Annotated in this window: 16 protein-coding genes, 1 rRNA gene and 1 riboswitch; of the genes, 16 read left to right on the forward strand and 1 reads right to left on the reverse strand. The window is 49.7% G+C overall.

What is annotated here, in order from left to right; translation table 11 throughout:
- Positions 1-80: 80 nt before the first annotated feature.
- Entirely contained in the window at positions 81-1,169 is a 1,089-nt protein-coding gene (locus tag DFP94_RS21635; RefSeq protein WP_114498555.1) for an LCP family protein, read from the reverse strand.
- Positions 1,170-1,353: 184 nt separating this feature from the next.
- Here DFP94_RS21635 and bcp point away from each other — a divergent pair, with 184 nt between their 5' ends.
- From bcp to DFP94_RS21710, 16 genes are all read left to right on the forward strand, one after another.
- Positions 1,354-1,830, forward strand: a complete 477-nt coding sequence (gene bcp, locus DFP94_RS21640; RefSeq protein ID WP_114498556.1) for a thioredoxin-dependent thiol peroxidase — start codon at positions 1,354-1,356, stop codon at positions 1,828-1,830.
- Between the two features lie 141 nt (positions 1,831-1,971).
- Positions 1,972-3,336 (forward strand): polysaccharide deacetylase family protein, encoded by a 1,365-nt coding sequence (locus DFP94_RS21645; protein ID WP_114498557.1) that lies wholly within the window; start codon positions 1,972-1,974, stop codon positions 3,334-3,336.
- Between the two features lie 116 nt (positions 3,337-3,452).
- Positions 3,453-4,421 (forward strand): AAA family ATPase, encoded by a 969-nt coding sequence (locus DFP94_RS21650; protein WP_114498558.1) that lies wholly within the window; start codon positions 3,453-3,455, stop codon positions 4,419-4,421.
- On the forward strand, positions 4,418-5,710 hold the full coding sequence (locus tag DFP94_RS21655) for a DUF58 domain-containing protein (protein WP_114498559.1): 1,293 nt from the start codon (positions 4,418-4,420) through the stop codon (positions 5,708-5,710). Before DFP94_RS21650 ends, DFP94_RS21655 begins: the two co-directional genes overlap by 4 nt.
- On the forward strand, positions 5,697-8,183 hold the full coding sequence (locus DFP94_RS21660) for a DUF4129 domain-containing transglutaminase family protein (protein WP_114498560.1): 2,487 nt from the start codon (positions 5,697-5,699) through the stop codon (positions 8,181-8,183). Before DFP94_RS21655 ends, DFP94_RS21660 begins: the two co-directional genes overlap by 14 nt.
- A gap of 77 nt (positions 8,184-8,260) precedes the next feature.
- Positions 8,261-9,799 carry a glutamine-hydrolyzing GMP synthase gene (guaA, locus tag DFP94_RS21665; RefSeq protein WP_114498561.1) on the forward strand — a complete coding sequence of 513 codons (1,539 nt, stop codon included), beginning with the start codon at positions 8,261-8,263 and terminating at the stop codon, positions 9,797-9,799.
- Positions 9,800-10,129: 330 nt separating this feature from the next.
- Positions 10,130-10,909 (forward strand): hypothetical protein, encoded by a 780-nt coding sequence (locus tag DFP94_RS21670; protein ID WP_114498562.1) that lies wholly within the window; start codon positions 10,130-10,132, stop codon positions 10,907-10,909.
- Positions 10,910-11,185: 276 nt separating this feature from the next.
- A riboswitch (purine riboswitch) is annotated at positions 11,186-11,286 on the forward strand.
- 155 nt (positions 11,287-11,441) lie between these two features.
- A complete protein-coding gene (locus DFP94_RS21675) occupies positions 11,442-12,842 on the forward strand; it encodes an NCS2 family permease (RefSeq protein WP_114498563.1) in 1,401 nt (466 codons plus the stop codon).
- A gap of 148 nt (positions 12,843-12,990) precedes the next feature.
- Positions 12,991-13,389: a hypothetical protein gene (locus DFP94_RS21680; RefSeq protein ID WP_147273873.1), complete on the forward strand. Its 399-nt coding sequence runs from the start codon at positions 12,991-12,993 to the stop codon at positions 13,387-13,389.
- The gene (locus tag DFP94_RS21685; protein WP_245955055.1) at positions 13,374-16,895 is read left to right on the forward strand and encodes a phospholipid carrier-dependent glycosyltransferase; all 3,522 of its coding nucleotides are present in this window, start codon (positions 13,374-13,376) and stop codon (positions 16,893-16,895) included. The genes DFP94_RS21680 and DFP94_RS21685 overlap by 16 nt, the downstream gene beginning before the upstream one ends.
- A gap of 56 nt (positions 16,896-16,951) precedes the next feature.
- Positions 16,952-17,965, forward strand: a complete 1,014-nt coding sequence (locus tag DFP94_RS21690) for a glycosyltransferase family 2 protein (protein WP_114498565.1) — start codon at positions 16,952-16,954, stop codon at positions 17,963-17,965.
- Positions 17,955-18,389 (forward strand): GtrA family protein, encoded by a 435-nt coding sequence (locus DFP94_RS21695; protein ID WP_114498566.1) that lies wholly within the window; start codon positions 17,955-17,957, stop codon positions 18,387-18,389. Before DFP94_RS21690 ends, DFP94_RS21695 begins: the two co-directional genes overlap by 11 nt.
- Positions 18,390-18,707: 318 nt before the next feature.
- Entirely contained in the window at positions 18,708-19,097 is a 390-nt protein-coding gene (locus tag DFP94_RS25630; RefSeq protein WP_181873253.1) for a hypothetical protein, read from the forward strand.
- Between the two features lie 205 nt (positions 19,098-19,302).
- Positions 19,303-19,479, forward strand: coding sequence for an LPXTG cell wall anchor domain-containing protein (locus tag DFP94_RS26550; protein WP_181873254.1), 177 nt, complete (start codon positions 19,303-19,305; stop codon positions 19,477-19,479).
- Positions 19,480-19,554: 75 nt separating this feature from the next.
- Positions 19,555-20,232, forward strand: coding sequence for a class D sortase (locus DFP94_RS21705; protein WP_181873255.1), 678 nt, complete (start codon positions 19,555-19,557; stop codon positions 20,230-20,232).
- A gap of 377 nt (positions 20,233-20,609) precedes the next feature.
- Positions 20,610-20,908: ribosomal RNA gene (locus tag DFP94_RS21710) — 16S ribosomal RNA — on the forward strand; the annotation flags it as partial.

Here is a 20,908-nt window from a genome sequence, read left to right on the forward strand (position 1 = left end):
GTTGAACAAGATGTTGTCTTGTTCATCGCAAGGAGCGGCAGCTTAAATCACAACTTAAGGCTTATGCCACTTCCGCCGGCTCAAGGTCCGGTGGAAGTGGTTTGCCCGTTATCGCCGTCTCCCGAACCGTTTGCGCTTCCGTCAGCCGAGTTGCCGCCGCCGTTCTCCGTTCCGGAAGTGCCGCTATCGGTTTCAGTACCCGTATTGGTTTCGGTTGTTCTATTAAATACCTCTTCCACGTAAGCTTTGAGCTCCTCCTCGCTGCGAACGCCCAATACGGCCGAGCCTCCGACTGTTTTTTCCACGAGCAGTTCCATCGGCGGAATCTGTTCGCTGGAGCTCATGTCACTGGAGTAGCCTACTGTGGCGAGCTTCCACATATCTTCGACGGACAGGTTGGTGTCGATGTACGGATTCACTTTATCCAGAATCGACGGGAGCTTCATAATCGAGGTGGTCGATTTCAATTTATCCGCCACGGCCTTCAGGAAATTCCGCTGGCGCTCCGTCCGGGTAAAGTCGGACATGGCGTCATGACGGAAACGCACGTATTGCAGCGCAGTATTTCCGTCCAGGTGCTGCTGACCTTTTTTAAGATCGATATCAAATTCGTGCTTATCCGCTTTGCTGGTATAGTGCATATCTTTTTCAACGTAAAAATCAACCCCGCCAACGGCATCGACCAGCTCTTTGAACCCCTGGAAGTCGGTGTATACATAATATTGGACCGGAATGCCAAGCAGATCGGATACCGCCTTCATGGCCGTGTTCGGTCCATGCGTAATCGCCGTGTTAATGCGGTCCGAACCGTGTTCCGGAATTTCCGTATAAGTGTCGCGCATGATCGAGAAGAGATAGATCTTTTTGGCGACAGGATCAAGCGAAGCGACAAGCATCGTATCGGAACGAGGGATCTCCCCCTTTTTCAGGCCGCGGGCATCGACGCCCATCAGCAGGAGATTAACGCGTTCGGTTCCTTCCCATTTCGGAGGCTCGGGAACTTTTGTTTCGGTGGGTTGTACCTTATAAAAAGGAGAGTCTTCGCCGGTCTTTTGGAAGTCGTCGACCTGGTTGTAAATGGCGATGAAATAATAAGCCACGAAAGCGGCGACGGCGACCAGAACTCCTGCCACAGACCAGATGATCGCTCGTTTTGTGCGTTTTGTCATTTTGTTCGTCCTTTCAGAGAAAAACGAATAGATTCGCTTCAAAAATGGATGTCTTCATATCATTACATTATAATTTCTTTTATAATTACAATCAATTTATCATATTTAGACAATTGCATATGTAACGGCCCATGTATTTGCAGCTATACACGGGACTGTAATTGGATAAGGAGAGAAACCTATCATGGCAAAGAAACAAGTTCGACTGGGGCAGCCCGTGCCCGATTTCAAGCTTCCGGCAAGCGGCGGGGGAGAGGTGTCGCTGGAAGATTTCCGCGGGCGCAAGGTCGTCATTTATTTTTATCCGAAAAATATGACCCCGGCCTGCACGCAGGAAGCTTGCGATTTCCGCGACCGCAGCGGGCAGCTTCAGAAGGAAGGAGCAGTCGTGCTGGGCATCAGCGGCGATCCGGTGAAATCTCATGACCGGTTCAAAGAGAAGCAAAGTCTTCCATTTCCGCTGTTGTCGGACGAAAACCATGAGGTCTGTACTTTGTTCGGCGTCTGGCAGCTCAAAAAACTGTATGGCCGCGAATATGAGGGCATTGTACGCTCCACCTTCCTGATCGACGAGGAGGGGACGCTAGTTAAAGAATGGCGCGGAGTCCGGGTTAAAGGGCATGCGGATCAAGTGGTTGAGGCCGTTAGAGCACTGCAGTAATAGAGACTGTAATGATCCTTTTATGATTTTTTCGGGGAATTGTTTTCCTTCCTTCATTTGAGGAAGTCTATTTTCTTTTCTACCTTCATACAATCTACCAGAAAGCAAAATGATTGATATAAACGGCGGAGGTAGAAATAAATGAGAAAAAGACGGATGTCGAGTTTAAAAAAGTTTCGGATAGCAGCCATCGCAATCATCATGATCATCACTGCAGCTTCGATCTATGGGGAAAAGGAGACGTCCATGCCCGCGGTATCTGCTAATTCCTTAACGGCAGTCCATGACCCGGAGAGCTCGGCCGCTACCGAGACTCCTGCAGCGCCTTTGGCATCCCAAGTGGAGCTTGCCGCGTTACCCGAGGAGAAGACGGAAGCAGCGGCTACACTTTTGTCCGCCGTCTCAACCGTCAAGTCCGACAAGGCTGTGTCCGGGAAGAAGGAAGAAGAAAAGATCGTTTATCTTACTTTTGACGACGGTCCCAGCAAGCTGACGGATGAGGTATTAAGCATATTAAAGGAAGAGGAAGTCACTGCTACATTTTTCGTGTTGGGTGAGCATGCCAAGCAATCCCCGGAGATTATTTTGCGTACGGCGGAAGCCGGACATGCCATTGGAAATCATACCTATGATCATGAATATAGCGATTTGTACAGCAGTTTCCCCCGGTTTTGGAATCAGATCAAGCAGACGGAAGAAGTGTTGCGGGAGATTACGGGGGATCGTCCCGTCTTGCTGCGGGCCCCGGGAGGAACTTACGGCCATTTTGATGAGACTTATTTCAAGTTATTGGAACAGGCTGGATATAAAGTGTTCGATTGGGACGTAGACAGCGGGGATTCTAGACGAAAAGGGGTACCAGCCGCAGAAATCGTCAAAAATGCAACCTCGGAGAAACTAAAAAATGAAATGATCGTTTTGCTGCATGACGGAACGGGACATGGAGAGTCCGTGAAGGCATTGCCGGAAATCATCAAATTTTATAAAAACCATGGATACGGGTTCCGCGCGCTTACTCCGGAACAGAACCCCGTACAATTCAGTCTGGCCGCTTCGGTCAAGAGCAAGACAAAGCCTGCGCCTTCAGCCGCCTGGATCGAAAATCATGTCTTGCCGAATGCGGCGCTATTCGGACCGGGGCAGCCGCTGTACGTAGAAGCTGGAGGAGTCGAAACAAAGCTGGAGCCGGGGGAATACGAACTAAGCGACGGCCAGTACATGGTACCGCTGCGGTCGATGATGGAGCGCCTGGGAGCCAAGGTGATGTGGGACGGGCCGACCCAATCGGCGCTGCTGCTTTGGGGGGACGCTACGGTCACGATAGATCCGCGCAAGGAAACTCTAGTGTCCCAAAGTGTGAATCAGCCTATTGAGACCCTGCCGGTGACTTTCAGCCGGAAGTACGATTCGCTTTGGATATCCCTGAGGCCGCTGCTGGAATCGACGGGACATTCTATCGTTTCATTTAAATCCGGCCGGCAGGAACGGAGAGTCAAGGCTTTATAATATCAAGGAAGGCATGATGAGACAGTCCCTTTCTTTTCTCTCTGGCGCATGTCTATGACGACTAGTTTTTGGGAAAACTGGTTGATAGATTTGCTGTTTCTATGGAGGGATGAGAGATGATTCACGAGCAGGCTCGGGAAATCTTGGAGAGACTGGTGGGGCGCGTGGAGACCGTTGTTGTCGGGAAACGTGATGAAATTGAGCTTGCGGTCGTATCCATGCTTTACGGCGGGCATATTTTGCTCGAAGACGTACCCGGGGTGGGCAAAACATTGCTGGTCCGGACGCTTGCCGCCTGCATGGGCGGTTCATTCGGACGGATTCAATTTACTTCCGATCTGCTGCCTACGGATGTAACCGGCGTTACGGTATATCAGCCGCAAACCGGTCAGTTCGAGTTCCGGCCGGGTCCGGTACATGCCAACTTCGTGCTGGCGGATGAGATCAACCGCGCGGCTCCGCGGACGCAATCGGCGCTTCTGGAAGCCATGGAGGAACGCAAGGTAACCGTGGATGGCATCACCAGGGCGCTGCCGCAGCCCTTTTTGCTGCTAGCTACGCAGAACCCGCTCGAATACGAAGGGACGTACCGGCTTCCGGAGGCCCAACTAGACCGTTTTTTGATGCGTTTATCCCTGGGGTATCCGCAGCCGGAGCAGGAGATCCAAATGTTGAGCAGAATGCAGGAACCGGTCGCGGAGATCAAACCGGTATTGCTGCCTGAAGAGATCAAGCTTATGCAACACAAAGTAAGATCCGTGCTGGTGGATGAGCGGATCAAACAATATCTGGTCTCGGTCGCTCAAGCTTCCCGGCGCCACTCCCAACTCTCGCTCGGCATTAGTCCGCGCGGTACGCTAGCCTGGATGGGAGCCTCGCAGGCGATGGCCTACTATCGCGGGAGAACCTATGTAATCCCGGATGACGTAAAAGCAGTGGCCGAAGCCGTGCTTGCCCATCGGGTCGTTTTGAAGACGGAGGCGGCGTTTTCCGGTATTCGCGAAGCGAAGGTCGTTACCGACCTGCTTAATCGCACGGAGGTGCCTATGTTCAGCAGACCCCAGGCTTCAGGAGGATCTCTATGAAGAACGGGCTTTGGACATGGCTGGTTTGTGTTCTGGCTGTAGGCTCGCTTGGCGCGCTTTATGGTTGGAAGGGTGGCAAATCGCTGCTTTTTCTGCTGCTGCTATTGGTCATTGTGATTGTTCAGGGCGCGGTAGCCCAGTTGTTCGGACCCAAACATGCCAAAGTAGAGCGCTCTTGGTATCCCTTGAACCCGCGGGCCGGAGAATCCGTGGTCGTTACGTTGACCATAAAGCTTTCCGGAGGATTTCCTTTATGGGTGCAAGCCGAAGATGCCTGGTCGGTTTCTCAGGAAACGGGGCCGGACAAAGATGGGGAGCGGCAAGGAAGCAAGCTGGTTTTTGGCGGTTGGAAACGTGAATTTACAGGCACTTATTATATGGAAAAAACGAGCCGGGGGATCTATACCGGAGAGCCCGTGCTGATTACTTGGGGGGATTCCTTCGGGTGGTTCAAGCGTTCTTTGCGCGCAGCGGCGAATGACGTCCTTGTCATTCACCCTGCGCCGCTGCCCGTTGATCCCGCCGGGCAGGAGATACTCCAGCCGGACGGAGAGGGGGTGCGCTCCGGGCGAGCCGCGACGAATCAGGGCTCCCTCGACACGGGACTGCTGCGGACGTATGAACCGGGAGATCCGCTTCGCCGGATTCACTGGAAGAGTTCCGCCAAGAAAGGGGCGCTGCTGACGCGTATTCCCGATCTCCCCGAATCGCCTTCCCGTTTTCTGATTTTGGATACAGATGAAGCATCGTATCCCCGCGACGGGAACCGGGCGGGAAGCGCCGCGAACCAGCGCGGACCCGGCAGCGGGTTTGAGCTCGCCGTTTCGGCTGCGGCCGTCTGGTTTGGCCGGGAGCTCGAGTCCTCCCGCGAAGTAGGCTTCAGTTACGGAGGAATGGGCCGAAGCCGCGAACCGGGTTCTCGGGCAGCCAAGATTTTTTCGGGCAGTCGCGGACTGAAGGCGGCGCTCGACCTGCTGGCCGGCGCGACTACGGCACCTGGCCTTTCGGGTGCGGAACTCCTGCGTTTCGTCCAGGCTTCGGAACAGGTGCATGCCCTGACCTTCATTACGGGGCGTTTGACGCAGGAGTTGACCGAGGCCTCGATGCACTTTGCGGGACACGGCAAGACGCTGGAAATTTGGTGCGCCTGCGGAAACGGTGAACACGCGGATTCAGCCTCCCTGGCGATGACTTTGCGGGAATGCGGTCTGTCCGTTGTCGATCTGCGTAATTATTCCAGCTTGCCGGCAATGACGCATAAGGGAGGGGACAGGCATGATATCGCTTAGTTCGCAAGGCGAGGGCTCGGCTATGGCCCCAACGGCAGGCCCGGATACAAGTTCCGTTGCGGGCCCGACTTCGGACTCATTATCGAGTCGGGGTTCCGGGTTATTTAATGAGTCCTCCATGGCTTCCTCTGTGGCAGGCAATCGAGGAAAGCTCAGGCAAATTGGACAGCGATTCTTTCTTTCCGCGCTCCTGCTCGCTATGTTCGGAGAATGGCTGTACCCTTTGCATTCCTTTTTGGGAGGGGAGCCGACCAAGTTAATCGTCCTGTTTATGAGCGTTACCGGCATCTTGCTAGTCACAGGCTGCTTGCGGCTCCCGCCATTTCTGGCTGCTCTGCTTCCTTCGTTCCTGGTGGCCGGCTCGCTATTATTTTTGCATGGGCAAGAAGAAGGCGTTTCATGGTTCGTAGGATATGCCCAACTATTTGCCGCAGATTTTATGGAGATTGTTCAGTCCGGAAGGCTGTACGGAATCAGTGAGGAGTCCCGTACGCTATTGCTGTTGGTCGGGTGGACGTTGTTGGTGGTGTCGGTGCAGATGCTAGCGCTCAGTAAGCATAGTGTTTTGCTCTTTTTTTCGGCAACTTTGCTATATCTGATAGCTCTCGAAACAGTTGGGGAAGTGCCGGTATATCCCGGACTGTTGCGTTCCGCTGCGTTGGGGCTCGTGCTTCAAACCCTATTGCTTCGCAATCATCTGGGCGAGGATGCCCCCGGCAAATCGAAAGGAATCGGGGCCGGTGCTGTCGTGGCGGCAGGATGCGTAATGGGCGCTCTGCTGCTGAGCTCGCTGCTTCCGGTGCAACCGGCAAGGGATATTCCGTGGAACCGGGTTGTAGCGGCTTTGGAAAGATGGAGCGGCTCGGAACTGACAGGCCGTTCCTCGGAGAGCTATGCCGTGTCAGGATACAGTAAAGACGACTCCCGGCTAGGGGCTCCGCTGCGCCTTCGCCACGAGACCTATTTTACGGCGGTATCGCCACAAAATACTTATTGGCGCGGCGAAAGCAAAAGCATATATACAGGCCAAGGCTGGATCTCGTCACCGGTGAATGCCCCGGACATCACGGAAGCGGTCGAAATGGAGGTTGAATCCATGCCGGCCGTCTCTGTAACCGCGGGAGTCAGCGAGTCTCCTAATGGCACGGATGCAGCGGGAGTAGTCGAGTTTGCCGAAACTGCGGAAGAACTGGAGGCTAACGGAATTTCGGAAACGGATTCTGGACGCTCAACCGCTGTCATTAAACAAAGAGTGTTATTCAAGCAGCCGGTGACAGGAACTGTACCATTCTTTAGCGGGGGAAGCCCCGTGAAGATTGAGCATATTTTTGCGGGACATCCGGAATCGGGATCAAAGCAAGTCAGTACCCGCCAAGATCCGGATTCGGATGCGGTTTACTTTGAACGGGCATTTTTGGAACAGGAGATTTACGGATATGAGCTGACCGCCAGATTGCCGTCCATCTCCTCAGACCGGTTGCGTCTGATCCAGGGGGAAGATCCTGCGGAAATCAGTAACCGCAATCTCGAACTTTCCGACCACTTGCCGGACCGGGTACGCAAGCTAGGCACAAGCCTCGTGGAGAACCGGCCGAACCGGTACGACGCCGTAATGGCTGTGATGGACTATTTGGAGAAGCATCATATTTACAGTTTGGATACGGAGTCTCCGCCGGAAGGAGCCGATTTCGTCGACTATTTCCTGTTCGGACAGAAAATAGGCTACTGCGATCACTTTTCAACGGCAATGACCGTGCTGCTCCGGAGTGGAGGAATTCCTGCCAGATGGGTCAAGGGATTTGCACCGGGAACGCCGGTTACCGGGGAGGAGAATCGTTACAACGTCAGTTATGCGGATGCGCATGCCTGGGTGGAAGTCTATTTTCCGGGAGAGGGCTGGATTCCTTTTGACCCGACCCCGGGGTATGAATCGGTCGTTGCCGCGGGTACGGCAGAAACTTCGGGCGCAAGCGCCGAAGATCAAAAATCGGATTTGTGGCGGAATCTGCGGGTTACCGCGAAAGTGCTCATGACCGGAATCGGCGATTTGATCTTACAAGGCTGGACTGTGGTTCAGGGAGCCCTGTTTCTTTGGACCAGTATCGTGTTGGGGGCGGGGTTTGCGTTATTTGCGGCTGTCATTTACCGGAAAACATGGTTTCGGGAAAGCCGTTATCTTCTATGGCTCTTTATGCTGAGGCGGAGCCGGAAGTTTCCTTCAAGGAGCGAATTGCTGCTGGCCGCCGACCGCGTCTGGCAGGAAATGCACCTTGCCTTTGGACCGAAGGCAAGCGGTATGACCGCAAGGGAGTATACGGAGATGATCGCTGCCCGGAATGGTGGTCAAAACGGAAATTTGGAAAGCTTTGTCTCGATTTGGGAAACCCTCTATTATGGGAGGGCCGGATTGGACCGGACCGAGAGCAGGGACTTCTTGAAACTTTGCCGGAATTTGGCGTTTCAAAGCCGATGATTTGCCGCCGGGTCTTCCTTGACGAGCTCTTTTGTCGTTTCGTATAATTAGTTTCATGAATTAAGGGAGGCTCGGTAATGAATAAGCCAAATGAAATAATTGTCGTTCTTGATTTCGGTGGACAATACAACCAACTGATAGCAAGACGAATCCGGGATTTGGGCGTATACAGCGAATTGCTGCCGTTTAACACGCCGGTAGAGAAGATTCGCGAACTTGCGCCGAAGGGAATCGTGTTTTCGGGCGGACCTTCCAGCGTTTACGCGGAGGATGCTCCTCATAGCGATCCGGCGATTTATGATGTCGGCGTGCCCATCTTCGGAATTTGTTACGGCATGCAGCTTATGGCCCAGCAGCTTGGGGGTAAAGTGGAACGCGCGGCAAAACGCGAGTACGGGAAAGCGGATGTTGATTTTGCCGAGCATTCGGCGCTGACGAAGGGTCTGGACTCGAAGCAAACGGTATGGATGAGCCATGGAGACCACGTGGTTGAGCTACCGGAAGGCTTCGTAGTGGATGCTTCGACCGACCATGCCCCGATAGCGGGTTTTGCTAGTGAGCAGCGTAAAATTTACGGGGTACAATTCCATCCGGAAGTGCGTCATTCCGTTCATGGCAATGAAATGATCAAGAACTTCATCTATGATATCTGCGGTTGCGAAGGTAACTGGAGCATGGAGACGTTTATCGAAGATAAGGTCCGCGAAATCCGCGAGCAAGTCGGAGACCAGAAGGTGCTTTGCGCGCTTAGCGGCGGCGTAGATTCTTCCGTGGTAGCCGCGCTGATTCATAAAGCGATCGGAGATCAGCTCACCTGCATGTTTATCGATCATGGATTGCTTCGTAAAGGGGAAGCCGAAAGCGTGATGGAAACGTTCGGCGGCAAATTCGATATGAAGGTCGTCAAGATCGACGCCCGCGAACGGTTCCTGTCCAAGCTGGCGGGAGTCGATGATCCGGAACGTAAGCGGAAAATTATCGGCAACGAGTTTATCTATGTCTTCGATGAAGAGTCGGAGAAGTTCGACGACTTTAAATTCCTGGCTCAAGGTACGCTGTACACGGATATCGTGGAGAGCGGCACGGCTACCGCACAAACGATCAAGTCTCACCACAATGTGGGCGGCTTGCCGGAGGACATGAAGTTCTCGCTGATTGAGCCGCTGAATACCCTGTTTAAGGATGAGGTTCGCAAGGTCGGCGAAGAGCTTGGTCTGCCGGGTGAAATCGTCTGGAGACAACCGTTCCCTGGACCGGGTCTGGCCATCCGGGTGCTTGGCGAAGTAACCGAGGACAAGCTGAAAATCGTTCGCGATTCCGACTTCATCCTGCGTGAGGAAATCGCCAAGGCCGGACTTGACCGTGAGATTTGGCAATATTTCACCGCGCTTCCGAACATGAAGAGCGTCGGCGTCATGGGCGATGCAAGAACCTATTCCTATACCGTAGGCATCCGTGCCGTAACTTCCATCGACGGCATGACCGCCGACTGGGCACGTATCCCTTGGGATGTGCTGGAGAAAATCTCCGTGCGCATCGTCAACGAGGTGGACAACGTCAACCGGATCGTGTACGACGTTACTTCGAAGCCGCCGGCTACGATCGAGTGGGAGTAGGAACGGGAAAACTTAACGCCGCCAATCGCTTGGAATCCTTGATGCGAATGGGTTTCCAGCGTTGGCGGTAGTGAATATCCCGCGACGTCTGCAACAATAGAGTACAAAAATTACTCTCTTTTATCTGCGTTGTTTAGCAAATAAAAGGGAGTATTTTTTTATGACCGATATCAGGATTTGACCGAGGACTTCAACAAACTGCATTTACGAGTTTGCTTCATTACGCCACTTCTCAAATTTGTGGCAATTTACTTTTTTCCTACATAATCAATAGAAGAATTGATAAAATGTTTCTGACTAATTATCTAGCATTTACGGAGTTGAATAAGTTTGAAGAAAAAGAAAAATAGTGATGGTTTCTTCGAGAAAGCGGGCAAACTAAATATTAGAAAGTTAATATTGAATTTATTTATCATTTTATTGGCGCTCATTTTATTAGTCGGTGTCCCTATTTTTATTAATGAACTTTACAAGTCAGAGCCAAAATATGTTACAAGATGGGAAGCCAGTGATGTATTGGCTTATTATTCTACAATTCTTGGCGCACTTGCTACTATTTTTGCAGTAGTTATTACAATATTATATACTGAACGTTCTAAAAGGATCGACAGGATCCAACAGATAAAGCCATTAATCGATTGTAGAATAGAACCTATGTCTGCCGATGATTTCAAACTGCATGGTTTAGATGATCAAGTAATCGTTCTAGATTTTATGAATGTAAATATTGTAAGAAAAATCGAAAAAAGCATGGTAGATCAGGTTCGGAAAAATAAAGCTTACTATTTCGAATATAGATTAACTAACGTAGGTGCTGGGAATGCGCTACTGATAAAAATCAACATCAATGGTTATAACTATCGGGAATTTAATTTATTAGTAAATCAAAGCGAAATATTTCGATTTTATGTCGCGCCTAGTTATTATGATGAGGAAGGCAACACAATCTCGTTTAGAATTAAGTATCTTAATATGGATCAATCTCAATACTATCAGCAAGACGAATTTTTCCATCTTCAAAAATATCAAAACAAGTCCATGTTTATAAATGTTACGGATAGAGTATTGGGGCAAAAGACAATCAGTAAGCCAGAGTATCTTAAGAGCTAAATAAACTAAACAAGAATCCGTATAACTTGTGAATTTAAGACTGGGAACCTTATGGTTTCCGGTCTTTTTTTATGCAAATTGCCGAATCCTGTAAATTAAAACGGGCATACTAAGCTCAAAAATGAAGAGAAATTATTTAAATTTAGTGTAAATAGCGAACAATCTATCCTGATATACGAAATAATATTCGCTTTTTAGTTGACAATCCCCTAATTGACACCTAGAATAAGTCATGTAATATGTCTTGAGTTCAAGACTTGTTCGGAAATATTCGACAAATTACAGTTTTATGCTTTTCGTATAATTCCGGGGATCGGCCTGGAAGTCTCTACGAGGTCACCGTAAATGATCTGGCTACGAAAAGAAGAAGCGCCGCATTTTTATTGAGGCACGCTTGGGACTCCGGCTGCATGAATCCGGTACCCTGGAGTTGTTCCTTCTCGCTTCTTCTGGCTGCAACGGTACCCGGGGATAAATATAACCTCGGGCTTTTTGTCGTTTCCGACTCATAATAAGGAGGAGTATTTGAATCATGGATCGTTTTTTTAAGCTAAAACAGAATGGTACGACGGTTCGTACGGAGATTATGGCCGGTATCACCACGTTTATGGCCATGGCTTACATCCTTACAGTCAACCCTAACACGCTTACGGCTTTCGGTCAGATCGATATGGGCTGGTATTCTGTTTTCTTGGCGACGGCTTTGGCCGCTGGTATTTTTACGATCGCCATGGGTCTCTTTATTAACTTCCCAGTAGCACTTGCACCAGGTATGGGTCTGAACGCTTATTTTGCCTCCGTAGTGCTTTCGTCTGCTTCCACGGACCATCCTTTCTCTTGGGAAATGGGATTGACCGCCGTATTCATTTCCGGTCTGATTTTTATTCTGCTTACGGTAACCAAGATCCGCCAAATGCTTCTGGATGCGATTCCTGATTCGCTTAAGCATGCGATTACAGTCGGGATCGGGTTATTCGTTACTATTGTTGGTTTGAAAAACAGCGGCCTGATGACAATCGGCGTAGAAGCCGGCAATGACATTCCGGCGCACAAGTTTACCGATGTCTTGTCTTTTGAAACTGTAATCCACCTGGGCAGCCTGGAAAACTCCGACGTGCAACTGGCTATTATTGGCTTGCTCCTGATCGGCGTTCTGATGGTGCTTAAAGTTCGCGGCGCTATTTTGTTCGGAATTCTTGGAACTACAATTATCGCTATGCTGATGGGTGCTGTTGATTTTAACTCGGTCTCGACAAGCCAGGCCAAATGGATTCCTGATTTCTCCGAACTTAATTTCATGAAGTTTGACTGGAATGGCATTATGCATACAGGTATTGTTTCTGCCATCGTTACTTTTACATTCGTCGAATTGTTCGACACCTTCGGCACGCTGGTTGGTACAGCGACTCGTGCCGGGATCATGAAGGATCCTGTGGACGGCAAAAAACGCGTAGGTAAAGCGATGCTCGTTGACGCAGTTGCCGTAACAGGCGGTGCAATGCTCGGTACTTCGACTACTACCGCTTATGTAGAAAGTACGGCGGGGGTTGCCGAAGGCGGACGTACCGGCTTGACGGCAGTAACTACAGGGGTCTGCTTCCTGCTTGCGTTGTTCCTGGCTCCGATTGCGGCGCTTATTCCCGGCTCCGCTACTGCGGCTGCTTTGATTATCGTCGGCGTGTTGATGCTTCAATCGATTCGCGAAATCGACTTCCATGACATGGTTGTCGCGATTCCAGCCTTCTTGACGATCACCATGATGCCTTTCAGCTACAATATCGCCAACGGGATTTCCTTCGGGATCGTGTTCTATGTCGTGCTTGCATCGATCGCCAACTTGCGCGAGAAGAAGAAATACAATGTCCACTGGCTGATGTGGGTACTGGCCGTACTCATCGTTCTCCGTTACGTCTTCCTTGGCAGCCAAGGCTAAACTTCCATAATAATTAAGAAGCCCGCTTTACCAGTTTCCCTGGTGGCGGGCTTTTTTCTATTTCGTCATAACCTTTGTCCCTTCGCAATATATTTTAAAAATATATGAATTCATGGAACCAGTATGAAGTCCGGGGTGAAGGATGCACGTGTTAAGAATTGCTAAGTTGGCAATGGTTGCCCTAATGATTTGGATACTGGCTTTGCTGCCGGGCGGGGCGCTGCACGCGGATGGAGAAAATGTATTGCAAAACGCCGGTTTCGAGACCATTTCTTCGGATGCTCCTGATCTGTGGAACCGGGATGTTTGGCTGCAGACGGAGGGCTCCAGCCATCTTGGAATCGCCCAGGATCAAGCCCATTCGGGGAATGCCTCCGCTGTGGTGGAGAATATGCAGCCAAACCATGCGAAATGGGTGCAGCAGGCAAAAGTGAATCCAGGGAGAAATTATCTGATCTCCGGCTGGGTTCAGGTTGCGGAAATGGGTAGCGGCGAGGTCGGCGCTACTATTTTTCCCCTTGGCGTCGGCGGATGTTCCCGCATCTGAGTGAACCGGGCGGAGAGTGGAAGCAAATACAGTTCTATGGCAGAACCGGGCCTGAGCAACTCGAGCTTACAATCGCCGCCGGAATAGGCGGGTATGGACATCTCAACACCGGTAAGGCGTATTTTGATGACCTGGAAATCAAAGAAGTCGATGTGTTGCCGGAAGGAGTAAGCCCGGTCTCCCTGGAGCAACCGACGGAACCTCCGCAAGGAGGAGATTCAGGAGATGCTGCGAGTCTTGAAGCCGGTACCGAAACGGTGGCGCAGTCGGTGTCGATACTGACAATCATGCTTTTCTCCGTCTTGTTCAGCCTCTTATTCGCCTTTTTATATCAAAAGGTACTTCGGCGTCAAAATGCCACTCTTGGGCAAACCGTAAGCCGGGGGCATATTTGGTTCGGTTTGCTACTATTAACGTCGTTTCTACTTCGCATCTGGATCGCATTGACGGTAGAAGGATTTCAGACCGACATGAGCACCTTTATGGCCTGGGCCCAGCATGCGGTAGACCGGGGAATCGGCGGTTTCTACGACGAAGGCATGTTTGCCGATTATCCTCCGGGATATATTTATATCCTTTATGTCATCGGTTCAATCCGCAGCGTCTTTTCCATGGACTTTGGGGCGGCTGGCACCCAGTTGCTTTTTAAAACGCCATCCATCCTTGCGGATTTGATCACAGGTTTCTTGATTTACCGGATGGCCAGCAAAAACCTCGGCAGCAAATACGCTATCGCTCTGTCTGTCTTGTACCTGTGGAACCCGGCCATCCTGGTCAATTCGTCGGCCTGGGGACAGGTGGATTCTTTTTACGTGCTATTTCTCCTCATATCCATCATGACATTAACCGAGCGGCGCTTTGAACGCTCTGCCGTCTGGCTGGCTGTCGCTGCACTGATTAAACCGCAAACGCTCATTTTTGCACCGGTTTGGCTGATTGCTTGTTTTTATTACCGGGATGGAAAGCGAATTCTGAAAAGTTTGCTGTACGGGATTAGCGTCTTTGGGCTGCTTGCGCTTCCTTTCTTTTGGAACCAGGGCGGGCTCGGCGGACTTGTTGATTTATATCGCACAACCCTTGCCTCTTATCCATACGCCTCCGTGAACGCGTTCAACATCTATGCCTTGTTCGGGCAAAATTGGTCTCCTTTGGATGCCGAGTGGTTATTTCTTACATTCCGAGTGTGGGGAGCCATCGCCATCCTTGGAGCGGTTGCCTACGTGGGCTACATCGCCTTTAGAAAAAAAGGGCAGGGCCGTGATTTATCCAACTCCTATTTTCTAGCCATGGCACTGATCGTCATCGTGTTCGTTCTGGGGACAAAAATGCATGAGCGTTATCTGTTCCCGGCCTTGATTTTAAGTTTGTTCTGTTTTATCCAGATCAAGGACCGTCGCTTACTCACCTTATTCATGGGGTTTAGCATAACCCAGTATGTGAATACGGCGTATGTTCTGAAACATTTAAATCTGGGAATAAGCCCTCAAACGGACGGCATTGTACTGATCTGCTCTTTGGCAAATGTAGCTCTGCTTGTTTATATGGTGTACCTCGGATTTGATATTTACGTAAAAAAAAGAATTAAGCCGCTGAAGCTATGGACGGATGCCGAGCAGCGGTTTAAGGACCGGGCATTGCTCACCGGATTGTCATCGCCCGCGGATGATTCAGGTACTTCCAAGCGATTTTCTGTCTTGAAGCGTGCCAAAGAGTGGAAATGGATGGGCTTAATCTTGCTGCTATATTTGGCGGTAGCTTTATTTCAGCTTGGTTCGACCAGGGCGCCGCAGACCGCATGGACACCGGAACCGGACGAAAGCAGTTTTTATGTGGACTTCGGCGACACCAGACGGCTTGAACAAGTAAATATATTCGGCGGTACGGGAACCGGGAAATTCAAACTAGAATTCGGTAGCGATGGCTCGGTTTGGGAACATCCGCTTGAAGTCACCGAAGATGTCGGCGAAGTATTGGCCTGGAAGAGTTACCCGGTCGGATTCGCGGCCAGATATGCAAAAGTTACGGTAACGGAAGCCGGGTTCTCGCTGAACGAGATGGTTTTCTATGAAGCAGGCAGCAAAACGCCGGTGCCCGTAATTCAAGTCCGCGAGGCAACGGATGGTGCGGTCTTGACCGGGGAAAAAGCCGGCTTGCTGTTTGATGAGCCTTCGACAGCGGAGTCCAAGGCCGATTCTTATAATGGATCGTACTTTGATGAAATTTACCATGCGCGTACTGCTTACGAATACTTGCATGGATTGTCTCCCTATGAAAATACTCATCCACCCCTCGGCAAAATATTTATAGCCGTCGGTATCCAGTTGTTCGGGTTGAATCCGTTCGGATGGCGCATCATGGGTACCTTGTTTGGAGCAGCCATGCTTCCGCTCATCTACGCGTTTTCGCTTCGTCTTTTCGGGCAGCGCAAATACGCCGTCATGTCCGCCGTGCTGTTTGCGGCTGAATTTATGCATTTTACGCAAACCCGGATCGCCACGATTGATGTGTACGCCGTATTTTTCATCCTTTTGATGTTTTACTTTATGAGCCGTTATTTCAGCTTGAATTTCAATCGGATCGGAGTCGGAAAGACACTCGTCCCGTTGTTTTGGGCCGGCCTGTTCTTCGGGATCGGAGTCTCAGCCAAATGGATTGTCGTTTACGGCGGGGCGGGACTTGCGCTGATGCTCGGATTTTCGATTTATATGCGCTGGCGGGAATACGCCGCTGCCAAGCGAGCCTTGGCGGTGGGGGCAGTTCTAGAGCGTGAAGATATCAGTGAAGATGAAGGTGGTGAAGGAGAGCCGGCCCCGCTTTCGCTTTATCGTAAAACAGTAGCTCATTTTCCAAGAAATACGCTCATTACGCTCGGGTCTTGTCTGGTCTTTTTCGTTCTGATACCTGCCATCATCTATGCTTTGTCATTTATTCCGCCACTATCCGCTTCGCCGGAAGGATTCACCTGGAACGGCTTGATTCAGGCGCAAAAGAACATGTTCAATTATCACAGCAGTCTGGTGGGGAGCCATCCCTTCGCCTCGTCCTGGTGGGAATGGCCCTTTATGAAAAGACCCGTCTGGTATTACAGCGGGGAAGGCGATGCTTCAGGACTCGTATCGACCATCGTTGTCATGGGAAATCCGCTAATCTGGTGGAGCGGCGTATTCCTGCTGATAGCTGCATTATGGCTGTCGTTGAAGCGGAAAGACCGAACCGCCTATGTTATCTGGATCGCCTATTTTGCCCAATATGTTCCCTGGATGCTCGTATCACGGGAAACGTTCCTATATCATTATTTTGCCATGGTGCCGTTTCTGATTCTGTCGATTGTGTATATAGCGAAAATACTGGAACAAAAGCGGCCGCAATGGAGTTGGATCGGAAAAGGGTACACCGTCGTGGCGGTATTGTTGTTTGCCATGTTCTATCCGGTCTTGTCCGGCGTACAGGTGAGCTCGTTCTATGTGGAGCATATTTTGCGCTGGTTTCCTTCATGGTTATTTTGAGTTTCGCATCCCCGGCAGGAGAGTAGCTAGTTAATGGATGAAAAGGAGGAATTGTGATGGCGATCGGCTGCAGTATTATCGTTCCGATGTTTAATGAAGAGGAAGTGATCCGGCATACGTATACCCGCTTGAAGCAGGTCATGGATTTCTCCGGAGAAAAGTATGAGATTATTTTTGTGAATGACGGAAGCGCCGACCGGACGGCGGAGATCGTGGAGGAAATCTGTCAGCGGGATTCCGACGTGCGGTTAATCCAGTTCTCCCGGAATTTCGGCCATCAGATCGCCATTAGCGCCGGCATGGATTATGCTGCTGGTCAATCGATTGTGATTATTGACGCCGATCTTCAGGATCCCCCGGAAGTCATTCTGGAAATGCTCGATAAATGGAAGGAAGGATACGAAGTTGTTTATGGCAAACGCGTAAAGCGCAAGGGCGAAAGTCTGTTCAAGAAAATTACGGCGTTGATGTTTTACCGTTTGCTCGGGAAGTTAACTCAGGTCGATATTCCTTTGGATACCGGGGATTTTCGATTGATCGACCGTAAAGTATGCGACGTCCTCAAAGGGCTAAAGGAGAAAAACCGCTTTGTTCGCGGGTTGGTCGGATGGGCCGGATTTCGTCAGACCCGGGTGGAATATGTGCGCGAGGAACGGTTTGCTGGCGTAACCAAATACCCTTTGCGCAAAATGCTGCGTTTCGCTGCGGACGGAATAACGTCTTTTTCCCATAAACCGTTGAAAATCGCCTCATATTTAGGGTTTGTACTCTCCTTCTCCAGTTTTATATACTTGTTTATCGTACTTCTGCAAAAATGGCTTGAATTTGGCATGGTACCCGGATGGGCCTCGATCGTAGCGATTAATCTGTTTTTCAACGGGATCGTATTGATGCTGCTTGGCGTGATGGGGGAGTATATCGGCCGTATTTATGATGAGACGAAGGATCGCCCTTTGTATATTGTTCGTGAGAAGTTGGGGTTTGAACTGGAAGAGGCCGGGATTTCCGGAACGAAATCATCCTTTTCTGAAGAAATACTTAGGGATCAGGTAGAGGAATATGCTGGTTAAGTGGCTTCATCCGTCTTTGTTTCAATTTATAAAATTCAATATGGTCGGGGTGTTGAACACAACCGTGGATTTTGCGGTTTTTGCGGCATTGACAGGATGGGGAATCGGAAACGGAACAGCTCAGATTCTTTCCTATTCCGTAGGTACGGTGAATAGTTTTTTGATGAACAAAGGTTACACCTTCAAGGATCGAGAAGTTACTGGAAGAATGAAGCTATTTGAAGTAAAGCAGTTTCTCCGGTTCGTAGTTCTTAATTTAATTGTACTGACTGTTTCTCTGGTCTTACTGACGCTCATGGCTTCACATGCCGGGCTCCATGCTCTAATTGCCAAACTTGGAGTCACTTGCATCACGCTTATCTTGAATTTTTATGGAAGCCGAAAGTGGGTATTTCGGGAGCGGCGTTATTCACCCGGAGATTAGTCTGTTGATGAATTAATAAAAAATATTATCTTCGTTTGATTGTAAATAGTCATAGGGCAAGCCTTAGTCCAATACAATAAATTGATTTTAAGTGTGGATTTTGCAAGATATCAATTGTACTGGAGTGGGCAGAATGAGGATGAGAGCAAGAACGGCTATTGCGGCGACATTAGCTGCCGGATTAGCATTGGGTACGGCAAACGCTGTAACGGCAACCTCCGAGGGACAGACGGAGAATCAGGAGGAATTGGAGTACAGCACGTTTGGGGGTTACCACCCGCAACCTACTAAAACGCCGAAACCAACACCAACACCGGATTGCCCGCCGACACCAACACCGACGCCAACTCCGACACCGACACCGACACCAACGCCAACGCCAACGCCAACGCCAACACCAACACCAACACCAACACCAACACCAACACCAACACCAACACCAACACCAACACCAACACCAACACCAACACCAACACCAACACCAACACCAACACCAACGCCAACACCAACACCAACACCAACACCAACACCGACACCGACACCGACACCGACACCGACACCAACACCAACACCAACACCAACACCAACACCAACACCAACACCAACACCAACACCAACACCAACACCAACACCGACACCGACACCGACACCGACACCGACACCAGAACCAACACCAACATCGAACCCAACGCCGACGCCATCATCTAACCCGACACCAAGTCCATCAACAACGCCAAGCTCAACTACGACACCAAGTCCATCAACAACGCCAAGCTCAACTACGACGCCAAGTCCAACAACAACACCAAGCTCTACTCCAACGCCAAGTTCAACACCAACACCAAGTCCGTCAACAACACCAAGTTCGACTCCAACGCCGAGTCCAACTCCGGTTGTTTTGGTAAATGAACCTGTGGAACCGCCAGGGCCTGGGAGTTCCCCGGATGATGCTGTCGAATCCAAAGAGGGAGCGGCTGAAATAAAAACTCTTCCTAAAACAGGAGAAAACAGTTCACTGCCTTTTTACATTATTGGTTCCGCTATTACTGCATTGGGGATCATTTTTAGAAAAACTGCGAAAAGAAATTAATTTCATATTTCTATGAAAGAGAAGTGAAGAGATAAACTCTTTACTTCTCTATTTAGGCTGGAGGGAATTGCAGGTATGCGTAAAATTGCTTATTTGCTGATAGGGCTAGGCATTTTAATCATCTTGTTTCCGAAAATGAATGAATGGATCGACGATATAAAGCAGCAGAAATTGTTGGAAGCCGTGAAGACCAGCGCAGTTTTGGAGGAGAACGGGGCCGAAAATGAAAGTCTACGTAATGAATATTTGGTTATGTCCCAAGCATTGGAGACTCAATCTAATGAGACCGAAGTTAAAGCAAAAACAATAATAAATGGGAACATTGTAAAAGAAAAGAGTAGTAAAACAGAACACAAGCGGGGGATAGCAGTTATAAAAATTTCAAAAATTGATCTGGAGTTACCCGTTCTTGAAGGTGCGACAAAATCCAACATGAAATACGCAGCCGCTCATCTGAAGGAAACCACATCATTGGGAGGGGTAGGAAATGCTGCAATAGCGGCTCACAGGGCCCACACTAAAGGCAGATTGTTCAATCGTCTGAACGAAATGGAAATCGGCGATGAAATTATTATAGAAGCAAAAGGAAGTCAGTTTGTTTATACGGTAGATAAAATATCAATCGTAAAACCTACCGATGTTTCTGTATTGGACATCAAGAACCCCGACGATAAAGTCTTAACCCTGATCACTTGCGATCCTCTTGTAAATCCAACCCATAGATTGATAGTACGTGCAAAAATACATTTGTAAAATAACAGCCATCAAGAATCCAGGTTTTTCAATTTGTAATTAAGCTCAATGTTTGGTATAGTAATACATGTCGCTTTTGGCGGCCGGGTTTTCGATAAAAAGCGAGTGATTATAACAAATAAAAAATGCTTGCTTTCTTGGTTTTAACCTGATACACTATGAAAGTTGCCGCTGATGAGGCGGTGATGAAAAAAGCGAAGTTGATCTTTGAAAACTGAACAACGAGTGAGTATTAAAATGGATGAATTTGAATCGACTTTGTGTCGTTTGAAATTCCATCCTATGAGAATTAATTTTCTCGTCAGTTTTTCTAAATGAGCAAGTCAAACACTTTGATGGAAAGCCACTCCCCTTCGGGAGAGTAGATCCTTCCATCTTTATTGGAGAGTTTGATCCTGGCTCAGGACGAACGCTGGCGGCGTGCCTAATACATGCAAGTCGAGCGGACTTGATGGAGAGCTTGCTCTCCGGATAGTTAGCGGCGGACGGGTGAGTAACACGTAGGCAACCTGCCTGTAAGACTGGGATAACTACCGGAAACGGTAGCTAATACCGGATAATTTATTTCTTCGCATGGAGAGATAATGAAAGACGGAGCAATCTGTCACTTACGGATGGGCCTGCGGCGCATTAGCTAGTTGGTGGGGTAACGGCTCACCAAGGCGACGATGCGTAG

It is taken from the genome of Fontibacillus phaseoli (genome assembly GCF_003337355.1).
Classification (GTDB): domain Bacteria; phylum Bacillota; class Bacilli; order Paenibacillales; family Paenibacillaceae; genus Fontibacillus; species Fontibacillus phaseoli.

What these genes read in the sequence shown, in the direction of transcription:
- DFP94_RS21635 (WP_114498555.1), bottom strand. Translation starts at nt 1,169, where the DNA reads ATGACAAAACGCACAAAACGAGCGATCATCTGGTCTGTGGCAGGAGTT.
- bcp (WP_114498556.1), top strand. Translation starts at nt 1,354, where the DNA reads ATGGCAAAGAAACAAGTTCGACTGGGGCAGCCCGTGCCCGATTTCAAG.
- DFP94_RS21645 (WP_114498557.1), top strand. Translation starts at nt 1,972, where the DNA reads ATGAGAAAAAGACGGATGTCGAGTTTAAAAAAGTTTCGGATAGCAGCC.
- DFP94_RS21650 (WP_114498558.1), top strand. Translation starts at nt 3,453, where the DNA reads ATGATTCACGAGCAGGCTCGGGAAATCTTGGAGAGACTGGTGGGGCGC.
- DFP94_RS21655 (WP_114498559.1), top strand. Translation starts at nt 4,418, where the DNA reads ATGAAGAACGGGCTTTGGACATGGCTGGTTTGTGTTCTGGCTGTAGGC.
- DFP94_RS21660 (WP_114498560.1), top strand. Translation starts at nt 5,697, where the DNA reads ATGATATCGCTTAGTTCGCAAGGCGAGGGCTCGGCTATGGCCCCAACG.
- guaA (WP_114498561.1), top strand. Translation starts at nt 8,261, where the DNA reads ATGAATAAGCCAAATGAAATAATTGTCGTTCTTGATTTCGGTGGACAA.
- DFP94_RS21675 (WP_114498563.1), top strand. Translation starts at nt 11,442, where the DNA reads ATGGATCGTTTTTTTAAGCTAAAACAGAATGGTACGACGGTTCGTACG.
- DFP94_RS21685 (WP_245955055.1), top strand. Translation starts at nt 13,374, where the DNA reads ATGTTCCCGCATCTGAGTGAACCGGGCGGAGAGTGGAAGCAAATACAG.
- DFP94_RS21690 (WP_114498565.1), top strand. Translation starts at nt 16,952, where the DNA reads ATGGCGATCGGCTGCAGTATTATCGTTCCGATGTTTAATGAAGAGGAA.
- DFP94_RS21695 (WP_114498566.1), top strand. Translation starts at nt 17,955, where the DNA reads ATGCTGGTTAAGTGGCTTCATCCGTCTTTGTTTCAATTTATAAAATTC.
- DFP94_RS21705 (WP_181873255.1), top strand. Translation starts at nt 19,555, where the DNA reads ATGCGTAAAATTGCTTATTTGCTGATAGGGCTAGGCATTTTAATCATC.